We start from the raw sequence: 13,068 nt of genomic DNA, 5'->3' as shown, positions 1-13,068 counted from the left end.
GTCAGGCGGGGGTCAGGTCGAACCCGGGCACCGTGCCGCGATGGACCGCGGCGGTGCGCGCAGCCTCGGCCTCGTCCGCCGACGGATCCCAGTCGATGCCGCCGCCGCCCCACGCGCGGTCGAGATCGGGCCACGGGATCGAATCGATCAGAAGCCGCGTGTAGGGGTGCTGCGGATCGCCGATCACCTGCCGGGGCGGCCCCGACTCGACCACGTGTCCCTTGAAGAGAACCATGACGTAATCGCTGACATGATAGGCCGTCGCCAGGTCGTGGGTGATGTAGAGGATCGAGATGCCGTGCTTGTCCTTCAGGCCGTAGATATTCGACAGGATCGAGGCGCGGAGCGAGGCATCGACCATCGAGACGGGCTCGTCCGCGATCAGGAGCTTGGGGCTGAGCATCAGGGCGCGGGCGACGATCAGGCGCTGGCGCTGACCGCCCGAAAGCTGGTGCGGATAGCGCGGCAGCACGAGATCGGGGTCGAGGCCGACCGCCCCGCAGGCGTCTTCCATGGCCTGTCTGGTGTGGGCCTCGGATCTGGCCAGGCCGAAGCGCTTGAACGGGAAGCGCAGCGCGTGACTGACGCGGTAGAACGGATTGAAGCAGGCATAGGGGTCCTGGAACACGGCCTGCACGTTCTTGCGGAATCCGAGGCGTTCGGCGGCGCCCATGCCGTAGACGTCGCGCCCCTCGAAGAGGACGCGGCCGTCCGAGGGCGGATTGAAGCCCAGCATGATCGACCCCATCGTCGACTTGCCGGACCCCGACTGGCCGACGATCGAGATGATCTGCGGCGTGTCGCCCTCGAGCGCGAAGGACATCGGGTGAAGCGCCGTGACCGCGCCGTAGCGCTTGGAGACATCCTCGAAGCGCAGGAGCGGTTCGGGACTGTCGCGGCGGGGCGCGGGCGCGCCGCGGTCGGGGTTGAGGAAACTCTCGCCGCCGACTAGCGGCACCGAGGAGATGAGGTCCTGCGTGTAAGGATGCTTCGGGGCCTCGATGATCTGGCGGACGGTGCCGTGCTCGACCAGTTCGCCGTCCTTCAGCACCGCGAGCTCGTCCACCGATTGCGCCATCAGCCCCATGTCGTGTCCGATCAGGATCAGGCCGGACCCGATCTGCGCCTGGATGGCGTTCAGCGTCTGCATCACCTGCCGTTGGGTGACGACGTCGAGCGCCGAGGTCGGTTCGTCCGCGAAGATGAGGTCCGGGTTGAGGATGATCCCGAGCGCGATGCAGACCCGCTGCTTCATGCCGCCCGAGAGTTCGTGCGGGTAGAGGCGGCCGGTATGAGCGGGCAGGCCCACCGAAGTCAGCGCCGCATCCGAGCGGGCCTTGAGATCGGCGCGTGGAACGTTGCCTTCATGGGCGATGATCGCATCCCACATCTGCGGCTCGACCCGCATCACGGGGTTCAGCGAGTTCATCGCGCCCTGCGGGATATAGGCGATCCGGTCGAGCCGCGTGCGGCGCATCTCTTCTTCGGAGAGCGACAGGATGTCGGTGCCCGCGAGGTCGATCGTGCCGGACGACACGCGCCCCGGCTCGGCCAGCATCTGCATCACGGCAAGCGCGGTCGTGGTCTTGCCCGACCCGCTCTCGCCGATGAAGCCGACGCGACGCCCCTTGTGGATGGTGAGGTCGAGGGCTTTGACCGCCTGGACGATGCCCTTGGGTGTCGGGAATTCGATCGAGAGATCGCGCAGCGTCAGGACCGGCTTGTCGAGGGTCGCATCATCCATCAGCTCAGCTTCCTCAGGCGGGGGTTCGAGACCTCGTCGAGGCCGAGGTTAATGAGCAGGAGGCCGATGAAGATCACCGCCAGCAGGATCGTCGGAATGCCCCACCACCACCAGAGATTCTGGATCAGCGCGCCCGCGTTGATGGCCTCGTAGATGGTACGCCCGAGGGTCGGGATACGCTGGGGGCCGAGGCCCAGCACCTCGAGGCCGACGGCCGTGACGATCGACGTGGTGACCGAGGCGATGAACGACCCGAAGAGATAGGGCACGAGGTTGGGCAGCATCTCGCGGAACATGATGTGCGGCGTCGAGGCGCCCGAGAGCTGCGCCATCTGGACATAGCCGGACCGCTTCATCGACAGGACCTGCGCGCGGATCAGCCGGGTCGGCGATTGCCAGACGAACCCCGCAATCAGGAGCGCCATCATCGTGAGGCTGACATCACCGTAGGAGGTCTGGAACACCACCAGGATCAGGAGCGGGGGGATCGTGATCATCACGTCGGCCAGAACCCGGATCGTGTCGTCGACCCGACCGCCGATGAAACCCGCCGAGAAGCCCAGCGCGATACCCGCGCTCATCCCGATGAGGCTGGCGAGGAGGCCAACGAAGAGCGTGTTCGGCGCACCGACGACGATCATCGCCAGCATGTCGCGCCCCGCGCCGTCCGTGCCCAGGGGATAGGACCCGACGCCGGGCTGGCCACGCAGGTTCTCGAAACCGACGGGCGGCAGCTTGAGCGGTGCGGAGCCGGTGAAGACGAGATCGAGATCCCAGAGCAGCCGTCCGATCAACCCGAGTGCCACGATCCCCAGAAGCAGTGCCGCGCCCCAGATCAGCTTGGGGTTCAGCCACGGGTTGTCGAACCGCCGGATGCGCCGCGCCTGCCGCTTCTCGGCACGGGTCAGGGGCAGATGGCTCTCGGCCTGGGCGGTGTCGTCGTCGGTGGAGTAGCTGGTCATGGCTGGTCTCCGTGGGATGGGTTCGGCGAGGGGCGCGGCGCGCTCGCGATGGCGACCGGGTGCGGCGGACATATCGCGGGGCGATGCATACCTGCGCGTCGGATGGCATGACGTCCTTGCATCATCTCACGCGCTCTCATGCCGGATGCGGGGGTCGATGAACGGGTAGAGCAGGTCCACCAGGAACACGCTGATCGCGGTCATCAGGATGATGACGAAGCTGACGCCCTGGATGACGGGGAAGTCCTGGTTGAGGATCGCGTCGTAAAGCAGCTTGCCCATGCCGTTGTAGGCGAAGATGCGTTCGACCAGCACTTGCCCCGCGATCAGGAGGCCGATCTTCAGCGCGAAGGCCGTGATCTGCGGCAGGATCGCGTTGCGGATCATGTAGCGGTAGAGAATGTAGCGCGGACGCAGCCCCTTGGCCTCGGCCAGCTTGACGTAATCCTCGCCCTGCACGGTGATCATCAGGCCGCGCATCCCCAGCGCCCAGAACCCGAAGGTCACGATCACGATCGAGAGCGCGGGCAGGATGCCGTGGTGGATGACGGATTGGACAAAGGCCCAGTCCCAGCCCGGTTCGACCATCAGGCCATAGGCGCCTGTCAGCGGGAACCATTGGAGCTTGGCCGCGAAGATCCACATCAGGAGCAGTCCCGACAGGATCGGCGGGATCGAGGTGAAGACCATCGCCGCCGGGATCGCCACGCGGACGAGCTTGGGCGACCGGTCCCAGACCATCAGCGCGCCCAGCAGGTTGCCGATCACGAAGGTCACGATCAGCGACAGGATCATCAGGCCCAGCGTCCAGGGCAAGGCCGTCAGGATCAGCGACGAGACGGGCGTTGGGAAGGCGGCGGTCGAGATGCCGAAATCGAAGGTCAGCGCGCCACCGAGGAACTTGAGATATTGCACGACCAGCGGCTGGTCGATGCCCATGTTGGCGCGAAGCTGGGCCAGGATCTCGTCGGCATTGGCGACCGAACCCGCACCCGAGGCCATACGGCCCAGCGCGATCTCGGCGGGGTCGACCGGCGAGAGGCGGGGGATGATCCAGATGATCGTCGCGGCGATCACCACGGTCAGCACGAGCGTGATCAGGCGATTGACGAGGTAGTCGCGCGGGATGCCGAGCATGTCTGGTCCTCCGGGGTGGGGACGGGCCGCCGGGGCGCCCCGTCCGTCGATATCGGCGGCGCCTACTCGGCGGCTTCGAGGTTGTGGATGATCTGGTGGGCGTGGTTCCACCAGAAGAACGGGTGGTTGTAGTAGTTGTCCGCCGTCGGCCAGCCCTCCCAATAAGTCGTGTTGAACGGGATCAGCTTGGCGGCCTGTACCAGCGGCACGAAGGGCATCTCGGCGTCGAGATACTGGTAGGCCTCGGCCACCAGCGCGGGGATCTCTGGGTCGCCGAGCGCGCGTCCCTCGATGTCGTCCATGATCGCCGAATAGGCCTCGGCCGCTTCGCCGCTCCAGCGCGAGGTATTGTTGAAGCCGGGCGAGCGCTCGCCCACCGGGACCACGTCGCCGGTCGTGTAGCGGCCCATCGAGGCCCAGGGCTCGTTCACCGATCCGCAGCTGAGCCAGCTGTAGCTCATTTCGTAGGCGCCGAAGGGCAGGACCTCGCCCCAGAAGACGCCGTTCTCGACCGGCACGGCGCGGGCGTCGATGCCCGCCCGCTGAAGCTGCTCGACGATGACGTCGATCGTCCGCGTGTACTCGGTCGAGGCCGAATTGACGTGGATCTCGACGCTCAGCGTCTCGCCGTCCTTCTGGTAATAGTCGCCGTCGCGGGTCCAGCCCTCGCCCTCGATCAGGGCCTGCCCGGCCTCGGTATCGGCACTCGCCGGAAGGTCGTAGCCGGCCTCGGCGATGGCATCGATGAAGGGCGCCATCGAGCCGTATTGCGCGAACATCGTGCGCGACGCCTCGGTCGTGCCCTCGTAGGCGACATTCACGATCTGGTTGCGGTCGATGATGTGGGCGACGGCGCGGCGCATCGCGGCGTTGTCCCAGGGCGCGACCGTGGTGTTGATCTCGAGCTGGCGCGCGCAGGGGTCGGCGGCCGCGTAGGGATAGCCTTCGTGCCAGGCGATCACTTCGGGGTTCTGGGCCTGGATCGCCTCGAACGTGCCGATGGTGACGTTCTGAGCGGCATCGAGCTGGTTCGAAGCTATCAGCTGTGCCCGGCTCTCCTCGCCACCGGTCTCGAGGAAGACGACGCGGCGCGGCGCGGGCAGGTCCATGAAGCCGGTCTTGGCACCCCACCAGTCGTCGTTGCGGTCCCAGATGGCGCGGTTCGTCGCCGCGCTCGTGAAGGTATAGGGACCGGTGCCGATCGGCTCGGGGAAGGTGAAGGTCGCCGGGTCCTCGCCGGCCCAGACATGCTCGGGCATGATGAGGAACGAGCCGAAGATGCGGATGCCGAAATTTTCGACCATGAAGCGCGGGTTGGGTGCCTGCAGCGCGATGCGCACCGTCTGGGCGTCGACCTTCTCGATGCTGGCGACCTGGCTGCGGAGCGTGGCGGCCTCCCGCGCGGTGATCTCCTCGTTCTCAAGCGCCATCTCGACGCTGAACACCACGTCGTCGGCATCGAAGGCCTCGCCGTCGGACCACTCGACGCCGTCGCGAAGCGAAATGGTGAACTCCGTGCTGTCGTCATTGGCCTCGAAGCCGGTGGCCAACCAGGGGTCCAGCTCGCCCGTGCCGTAGTTGAGGATGAACATCGGCTCCCACATGACCTGATGGCCGCCATGCATACGGCGGACGCCCGTCCCGTCGGTCAGCCAGTTGAAATTGGCCGGATCGGTGATCGTGCGGTCGAGGTCGAAGATCACGGTTTCCTCGCGGCTTGCGTCCTGCGCGAAGGCCGTGCCGGCGAGCAGCGCCAACGCGGCGGTTCCCGTGACGAGATATCGGATGGTCATGTGTCTCTCCCTTGGTGGTGCTTATCTGAGGTGATCGAGGACCAGCACGCGGGTGCGGTCCGGCAGGTCGTCCGCCGCCAGGTCGGCGCGCGGGCCGAAGGCGAAGTCGATGTCGTCCTCGTTGAAGTGATCGAGAAAATCCTGGAGCCACTGGATGTTCGCGGGTCGGTAGGCGAGCGTCCGGAAGTGGATCGGGATGACGAGCTTCGGCCGCACCCGGTGGATCATGTGCATCAGGTCTGGCAGCCGGATCGTCGGCGGACCCCCGGTCAGCGCGCAGAGCACGTCGACCCCCTCGAAGAAGGCGGTCTGGTCCTCGTTGAGCGCGTTGCCCACATCGCCCATATGCGCGATCTCGATCCCGTCGAGCGCGAAGCGGTACATCGCGTTCTGGTTGGCCGTGCCGCGCGGATGATGCTCCCATTCCTCGGCGGCGATGGCCCGGACGCGCAGGCCGCCGACCTCCGCCTCGCCCTGCCCGTCGCCCGCGATGTCGAGCGTGTTGCAGGTCACGGGGTCGCCCGCAATCAGGTCCGAGCGGCAATGCGCGTCGTCGTCATCCGACGAGGTCAGGACGATATCGGCGGTCTCGGTGATCGCCGGGTATCCCAGCACATCGGGCGTGAAGGGATCGGTCATCACCGACCGCTCCGCCCCTTCGAACAGCATCGCGGCCTGACCGAACCACGTCACCCGCATCAGTTGTTCCCCACGATGTGAGGGCTGGTGGTGGCGGTGATGTCATCGTTTTCGGGACGGGGATGGACCGACCAATCGCCCGGCTCGCCCCGGCAGAGGATCGCCTCGACCCCCCGCGCCCAGGCGGCGTCTGTTATGCGGACCTCGGGCGGGCAATAGCGCAGCGTCAGGCCGCAGCGGCGGCGATCCGAGCGATTGGGCTGCGAGCCATGCACCAGCATGTCGGCATGGAGCGAGACCTGACCGGCGGCCAGCACGTTGTCGAAGGGCGCGCCCAGCGCGTCGGCATCCGCCGTTTCCTTGTGGAACACCGCTTCGCCCCCGGTCGCCTGTACCGACAGCGCGCCGCGGTCATGGGTGCCCGGAATGAAACGCATCGCGGAATTCTCGGCATCGGCGTCGTCGATGGCCAGCCAGACCGTGACGGTACGCGCCGGATTCAACGACCAGAAGCTCGCGTCCTGGTGCCACGGCACGGCCTTCGGATCATGGGGCCGCTTCGACAGGATGGCACTCGCCCAGCAGAGGATGTCGGGGCCGATAATGTCCTGCACGAGGTCGAGGATCCGCGGATCGGTCGCGATGTCGTAAAGCCCCGACAGCCGCGCCTGGTAGCAATTGATGCCGTAGGCCCCGGCCTCGCCCATTTCCGCCATCAGCCCGTCGACATAGCCCCGGATCGCGGCGATTTCGGTGGCATCGAAGACGTCGAAGGGCTGCACGAACCCGTCGCGGTTATAGGTTTCGACCTGTGCCCGCGTCAGACGCGTGGCCGTGTCGGTCCGCACGGGTCGAAACCCGAGATCGAGCTCGGTCGCCAGCATCCCATCCCTCCATGCTGGCCTTCGACGTTAGGGACGCCGGGGCCGGGGCGCTGCGCCTTCGGTTGATATTTTTTTGGACAGGTTTGATATTTCATGGGCAGGATGGGAATATCCTTACCCTGGTTTGCCCCATGCAGATCGAGACCTTCCGCATCTCCAGCTATATTCCCGCCAGCGAGGCGTTTCACTTCGCCCGCAAGGGCTTGGCGCGGCGCTGGCCCGCGCGCGCGCATGACCACGATTTCCACGAGGTCTTCCTGATCACCGAAGGACATACCGAGCATTGGGTGAACGGCGTCACGCAGGTGCTCGGCGAGGGGCATCTGGCCTTCGTGCGGCCGGGGGACGCGCATGCCTTCCGGGCCGACCGGCGCGTCGGATGCCGGATCGTCAACGTCATGTTCCGATCCGAGACGGCGGCGCATCTGGCCGGGCGCTATGCCGACACGGTTGCCGGGCGGTTCTTCGACAGCGATGCGGCTCTGCCCGAGGCGCATCTCCTCGATCCCGCGCGGTTCGAGCGGGCGCTGACCGTCGCGGGGCAGCTTCAGGTGACCGATCGGTCGCTCGCGCGGATCGAGGAGTTCCTGCTGACGCTGGTAAACCGGGTCGCGTCCGACCAGAGCCATGCGGTCCGCGACGGGCCCGCCTGGTTCGCGCGCGCTTGCATGGCCGCGCAGGCGCCCGCGGTGTTTCGCGCCGGGGCCGCCGGGTTCATCGCCGCCGCGGGCCGCAGCCACGAGCATGTCTGCCGCACCTGTCGTGACGTGCTGGGCATCACTCCGACCGAGTTCGTGAACCGTATCCGCGTCGATCATGCCGCGCATCTGCTGCGCAGCGAGGACACGGCGATCGAGAATGTCGCGCTGGCCTGCGGCTTTGCCAATACGAGCTATTTCTACCGCTTGTTCCAGCGCGCCTACGACACGACGCCGCGCCGCTACCGGGCGCGGCACCACCGCGACCCGTTCCGCTAGACCCCGAGAACCACGTCCGCCGGGCGCGAGCCATCGCGGACACGCGCGGCATTGGGGAGGTCGTTGCCGTCGATCTTCGCGGCGGCCTCGGCGGGGGCGAGGTTCGCCCACCGATCGGCCAGTCGCGCACGCAGCACCTCGTCGGGGACGTCCAGCCGAACGGTCAGGTCCCACGGTCCGAGATCGCGCCAGCCTGGCTCGTCGAGGAGGAGCCAGTTGCCTTCAACGACCACGGTGCGGATCGCGGCGGGGATATGGCCCGCCCCCGCGATGGCGATCTCGCGGCTGCGGTCGAAGATCGGGTGATAGACGTCCTCGCCCGCCCGGAGCCCGTCCAGCACGCGGGACAGCCCGCCGATATCGAAGGTGTGGGGCGCGCCCTTCCGCGGGCGGTCGCCGCGCGGGGTCAAGATGCGGTCGTCGAGATGGAAGCCGTCCATCGGCAGGAGGGCCGCGTCGCCTAGCTGGGCAACCAGCGCCTCGGCCAGGGTCGATTTGCCCGAGGCGGGCGGCCCGACGAGGGCCACGAGCAGGCGATCGCCCCCAAGATCGGCCAGCCGGTCGAGGATCGGATCGAGCGTCACGCCGCGACCGGCGCGTCCTTGGCGCCCGTCATGAAGGCGACCGCGTCGGACATGGTGTAATCTTTGGGATCGATGACGGCGAGGCGACGGCCGAGCCGATGGACATGGATGCGGTCCGCGACCTCGAAGACATGGGGCATGTTGTGCGAGATCAGGATGATCGGGATGCCACGGGCGCGGACATCCTGAATCAGGTCGAGGACGCGCCGCGACTCCTTGACGCCCAGCGCGGCCGTCGGCTCGTCGAGGATGATCACCTTCGATCCGAAAGCCGCCGCGCGTGCCACCGCAACACCTTGGCGCTGGCCGCCGGACAGGGTCTCGACCGCCTGGTTGATGTTCTGAATTGTCATCAGCCCGAGGTCGTTCAGCTTGGCGCGCGCCTCCTCCTCCATCCGGGGGCGGTCAAGCATCCGGAAGACCGAACCCGCGATGCCCGGTCGTCGCAATTCGCGGCCCATGAACATGTTGTCGGCGATCGACAGGGCCGGCGACATGGCAAGGGTCTGGTAGACCGTCTCGATCCCCGCCTCGCGCGCCTCGATGGGCGAGGAGAAGCGGACGTCGCGCCCGTCGAGCTGGATCGTGCCCTCATCGGCGACGACCGCCCCCGAAAGCGCCTTGATCAGCGTCGACTTGCCCGCGCCGTTGTCGCCGATCACGGCGAGGATCTCGCCGGGCATCAGCTCGAAATCGCAGCGGTCCAATGCGGTGACCCGCCCGTAGCGCTTGGTCAGGCCCGAGGCCGCGAGAATGGGTGTCGTGGTCATGCCGCCACCTTTCGAATCCACTGGTCCACCGCAACGGCCGCGATGATGAGCACGCCGATCAGCAGGTAGGTCCATTGCGCGTCGGCCCCCATCAGGCGCAGCCCGAGAGTGAAGACGCCGACGATCAGCGCGCCGAAGAGCGTGCCGAGGATCGAGCCGCGCCCGCCGAAGAGGCTGATGCCGCCGATCACCACGGCGGTGATGCTCTCGATATTGAGAAGCTGGCCCGAGGTCGGCGAGACCGAACCGATGCGCCCGATCAGGGCCCAGCCCGCGATGGCGCAGATGAAGCCCGCGGTGGCGTAGACGCTGATGAGGGTCCGCTTGACCGCGACGCCCGAAAGCTCGGCCGCGTCCGGGTCGTCGCCCACCGCATAGACATGTCGGCCCCATGCCGTGTGACGCAGCACGTAGGCGAGGATGAAGACGAGCGCGATCATCACGACGACGCCCACGGTGAAGACCGCGCCGCCGATCTGGAATTTCCAGCCCAGCAGTTGCAGCACGGGCGCGTCGTTCGAGATATCCTGGCTGCGGATGGTCTCGTTCGCGGAATAGAGGAAGTTGGCGGCCAGAACGATCTGCCACATGCCCAGCGTCACGATGAAGGGCGGCAGGCGGACGACGGCGACGAGGATGCCGTTCACCGCGCCGATCAGCGTGCCGACGGCCAGGCCGCAGACGATCGAGATCTCGGCCGGCAGGCCGTAGCGGAAGGTGAACTGTCCCATCACGACCGAGGAGATGACCGCGATGGCGCCGACGCTGAGGTCGATGCCCGCGGTCAGGATCACGAGGCTCTGGGCGGCGGCGACGATGCCGACGATCTGCACCTGCTGCAGGATCAGCGTCAGGGCGAAGGGGCTGAAGAACTTGGATCCGAGCAGCAGTCCGAAGGTCACGATGGCCGCCAGCAGCACGATGAGCGGCACCAGAGCAGGTGTCGTGTGCAGAGCGTGGTGGAAGCGACCGACGAAGCCCGAGGCGTGGTCGTCGAATTGCGCCACGCGGGCGTCGGCGGCGCGGGTCGCGCCCTCGTAGTCGTCGCGGTCGGTCATGTCGGGGTCCCCTCCGTCGCGATGCGGGCCCGCCGGGGCCCGCATCCATCCTATCAGAGTTTCGCCGGGATCAACCCCAGCAGAGCTCCGTGCCCTCTCCGACGCTGATCGACTCGACACCGTCGGCGGGACGGTCGGTCACGAGGGCCACGCCCGTGTCGAAGAAGTCCTTGCCGTCGGTCGCCTCGGGCTTGGTGCCGTCGGCGGCCCAGGCGGCGATCGCCTCGATGCCCTTGGACGCCATCAGCAGCGGGTATTGCTGCGACGTGGCCCCGATCACGCCATCGGCGATGTTCTGGACGCCGGGGCAGCCGCCATCGACGGACACGATCAGGACATCGTTCTCGCGGCCGATCGACTTCAGCGCCTCATAGGCGCCGGCAGCGGCGGGCTCGTTGATGGTATAGACGACGTTGATCTCGGGATCGACGGCCAGGAGGTTCTCCATGGCGCGGCGGCCGCCTTCCTCGTTGCCCGCGGTGACGTCGTTGCCGACGATGCGGGGATCGTCCTCATCGCCGTTGACGTTCGGATCGGCCAGATCGATGCCGAAGCCCTGCAGGAAGCCCTGGTCGCGCAGCACGCCCACGGTCGGCTGGCTGACGGCGAGGTCGAGCATGGCGATCTTCGCGGTCTCGGCATCGTCGCCCAGCGTCGCGGCGGCCCATTGGCCGATCAGTTCACCGGCCAGGAAATTGTCGGTGGCGAAGGTCATGTCGGCGGCGTCGATCGGCTCGAGCGGGGTATCCAGCGCGATGACCAGAAGACCGGCGTCGCGGGCCTGCTGGACGGCGGGCACGATGGACGAGGTGTCGGAGGCGGTGATCAGGATGCCCTTGGCGCCGTCGAGGATGCAGGTCTCGATCGCCTGCACCTGCGTTTCGTGGTCGCCATCAACTTGACCGGCATAGGTGGACAGGTTGATGCCCAGCTCCTCGGCCTTGGCCAGCGCGCCTTCGCGCATCTTGACGAAGAACGGGTTGGTGTCGGTCTTGGTGATGAGGCAGGCGGAGACGGCATGCCCATCCGCGGCGGCGAGGCCTGCGGTCAGAGTGGCGGCGATCGTGGTGCCGGCGAGAAGCGCTTTCATATTCTTCCTCCCAGAAGCTGGGCCTCCGGTACTGCCCCGGCGACCTCGATGATCCGACCCGGTGCGCCGGGACGATGTCCCCGTGCCTGACAGACGGTGGCGATCGCTGTCAATAAATTAGTTTACTTTCCTTATTAATCGGCGCGTGCCATGGTGCGCTGACGCCCGGAGTGCGAGAGAGGGCCATGAGCGACCCATCCGACATCGATCCCCTCTTCGGCGCCCGCGTGGTGACGCAGATCAGCGCGGGGCTGAGCCAGAAGGGTGTGCGGGCGCATAATGAACGGCTGCTGCTGTCGCTTCTGCAACGCCACGGGGGCCTTCCGGCGAGCGAATTGGCGCGGCGCGCGGGGCTCTCGCCGCCGACCGTTTCCGTGATCCTGCGGCGTCTCGAATCCGAAGGTGTGATCGAGCGGGGCGAGCCGATGCGCGGCAAGGTCGGCAAGCCGTCGATGCCGATGCTCGTGCGGCCCGACGGGGCGCTGTCCTGGGGGCTAAAGATCGGGCGTCGCTCGGCGGACCTCGTTCTGATGGATCTGACCGGCGTGATTCGCGCCGAACGCCGCCTGACTTATGCGCGTCCGATCCCCGAGACGGTCTTCGCATTCCTCGCGCGTTCGATCGAGGAGATTGCGGCGACGCTCGACCCGGTGCAGCGGAGCTGTCTCTGCGGGATCGGCGTCGCCGCACCCTTCGAGCTCTGGAACCGCCCGACCCACGCGACGAACGGTCCGGAGGACGTGTTCGGGGCGTGGCATACGGTCGATCTGCGCGCACGCGTCGAGGCGCTGACGGGACTGTCGGTGATCGTCCTCAACGATGCGACCGCCGCCTGTCAGGCCGAGCAGGTCTATGGCCGCGGGCGCGAGTTCCGGGACTATGCCTACATCTTCATCGGTGCGTTCGTGGGCGGCGGCGTCGTGCTCAACCACTCGGTCTATGAGGGGCGGCAGGGCAATGCGGGTGCGCTGGGTTCGATCCGAAGCGTCGGGCCCAATGGCGAGGCGATGCAGCTTGCGGACATGGCGTCGATCCATGTGCTGGAACGGCGGCTGCGCGAATCCGACCTCGATCCCGACCTGCTCTGGCGGCAGCCGCTCGACTGGTCGGGGCTGGAACGGCATGTCGATCCCTGGCTGGGGCGGGTGGCGCAGGAGCTGGCGCGGGCGAGCCTCTCGATCTGCGCCGTCATCGATTTCGAGGCGATCCTGATCGACGGGGCTTTCCCCGCCGAGATCCGGCAGGACCTCGTGGAACGGGTGCGCCGTTACCTGGCCAATCAAGACGTGCGCGGTCTGATCCCGCCGCGAATCGAGCCGGGCAATATCGGGCCGAACGCGCGCGCGCTGGGCGCGGCAAGTGCGCCGATCTTCTCGCAGTTCATGCTGAACACGAACGCGGGGCTCGCGGTGGCTTGAGCGGCCGGTTCG

The 13,068-nt window shown here is 67.2% G+C and carries 12 protein-coding genes; 2 read left to right on the top strand and 10 right to left on the bottom strand.

Annotation, left to right across the window (positions count from 1 at the left end; genetic code table 11):
* Position 1 precedes the first annotated feature (1 nt).
* From Q0833_RS16335 to Q0833_RS16310, 6 genes are all read right to left on the bottom strand, one after another.
* Complete coding sequence (locus Q0833_RS16335) at positions 2-1,744, bottom strand: ABC transporter ATP-binding protein (RefSeq protein WP_298437477.1); 1,743 nt, start codon at positions 1,742-1,744, stop codon at positions 2-4.
* On the bottom strand, positions 1,744-2,706 hold the full coding sequence (locus Q0833_RS16330) for an ABC transporter permease (RefSeq protein WP_298437473.1): 963 nt from the start codon (positions 2,704-2,706) through the stop codon (positions 1,744-1,746). Before Q0833_RS16330 ends, Q0833_RS16335 begins: the two co-directional genes overlap by 1 nt.
* Positions 2,707-2,832: 126 nt before the next feature.
* On the bottom strand, positions 2,833-3,843 hold the full coding sequence (locus Q0833_RS16325; RefSeq protein WP_298437470.1) for an ABC transporter permease: 1,011 nt from the start codon (positions 3,841-3,843) through the stop codon (positions 2,833-2,835).
* A gap of 62 nt (positions 3,844-3,905) precedes the next feature.
* The gene (locus tag Q0833_RS16320; RefSeq protein ID WP_298437466.1) at positions 3,906-5,636 is read right to left on the bottom strand and encodes an ABC transporter substrate-binding protein; all 1,731 of its coding nucleotides are present in this window, start codon (positions 5,634-5,636) and stop codon (positions 3,906-3,908) included.
* 21 nt (positions 5,637-5,657) lie between these two features.
* A complete protein-coding gene (locus Q0833_RS16315) occupies positions 5,658-6,335 on the bottom strand; it encodes an MBL fold metallo-hydrolase (protein ID WP_298437464.1) in 678 nt (225 codons plus the stop codon).
* On the bottom strand, positions 6,335-7,159 hold the full coding sequence (locus Q0833_RS16310) for a phytanoyl-CoA dioxygenase family protein (protein WP_298437461.1): 825 nt from the start codon (positions 7,157-7,159) through the stop codon (positions 6,335-6,337). Before Q0833_RS16310 ends, Q0833_RS16315 begins: the two co-directional genes overlap by 1 nt.
* 131 nt (positions 7,160-7,290) lie before the next feature.
* Here Q0833_RS16310 and Q0833_RS16305 point away from each other — a divergent pair, with 131 nt between their 5' ends.
* Complete coding sequence (locus Q0833_RS16305) at positions 7,291-8,136, top strand: AraC family transcriptional regulator (protein ID WP_298437458.1); 846 nt, start codon at positions 7,291-7,293, stop codon at positions 8,134-8,136.
* On the opposite strand, the gene Q0833_RS16300 is transcribed toward Q0833_RS16305, so the two are convergent.
* From Q0833_RS16300 to Q0833_RS16285, 4 genes are all read right to left on the bottom strand, one after another.
* Positions 8,133-8,720: an AAA family ATPase gene (locus Q0833_RS16300; protein WP_298437455.1), complete on the bottom strand. Its 588-nt coding sequence runs from the start codon at positions 8,718-8,720 to the stop codon at positions 8,133-8,135. The two genes, Q0833_RS16305 and Q0833_RS16300, sit on opposite strands and share 4 nt — an antisense overlap.
* Positions 8,717-9,490: an ATP-binding cassette domain-containing protein gene (locus Q0833_RS16295; protein WP_298437451.1), complete on the bottom strand. Its 774-nt coding sequence runs from the start codon at positions 9,488-9,490 to the stop codon at positions 8,717-8,719. The genes Q0833_RS16300 and Q0833_RS16295 overlap by 4 nt, the downstream gene beginning before the upstream one ends.
* Positions 9,487-10,548 carry an ABC transporter permease gene (locus Q0833_RS16290; RefSeq protein WP_298437448.1) on the bottom strand — a complete coding sequence of 354 codons (1,062 nt, stop codon included), beginning with the start codon at positions 10,546-10,548 and terminating at the stop codon, positions 9,487-9,489. Before Q0833_RS16290 ends, Q0833_RS16295 begins: the two co-directional genes overlap by 4 nt.
* Before the next feature lie 70 nt (positions 10,549-10,618).
* Positions 10,619-11,638 carry a sugar ABC transporter substrate-binding protein gene (locus tag Q0833_RS16285; protein ID WP_298437445.1) on the bottom strand — a complete coding sequence of 340 codons (1,020 nt, stop codon included), beginning with the start codon at positions 11,636-11,638 and terminating at the stop codon, positions 10,619-10,621.
* A gap of 185 nt (positions 11,639-11,823) precedes the next feature.
* On the opposite strand from Q0833_RS16285, the gene Q0833_RS16280 reads away from it, so the two are divergent.
* Complete coding sequence (locus tag Q0833_RS16280) at positions 11,824-13,056, top strand: ROK family transcriptional regulator (RefSeq protein ID WP_298437442.1); 1,233 nt, start codon at positions 11,824-11,826, stop codon at positions 13,054-13,056.
* Positions 13,057-13,068: the final 12 nt, after the last annotated feature.

The sequence above is a fragment of the uncultured Jannaschia sp. genome (assembly GCF_947503795.1).
Lineage (GTDB): Bacteria > Pseudomonadota > Alphaproteobacteria > Rhodobacterales > Rhodobacteraceae > Jannaschia.
This window is presented reverse-complemented; position numbering and strand designations above follow the sequence as displayed.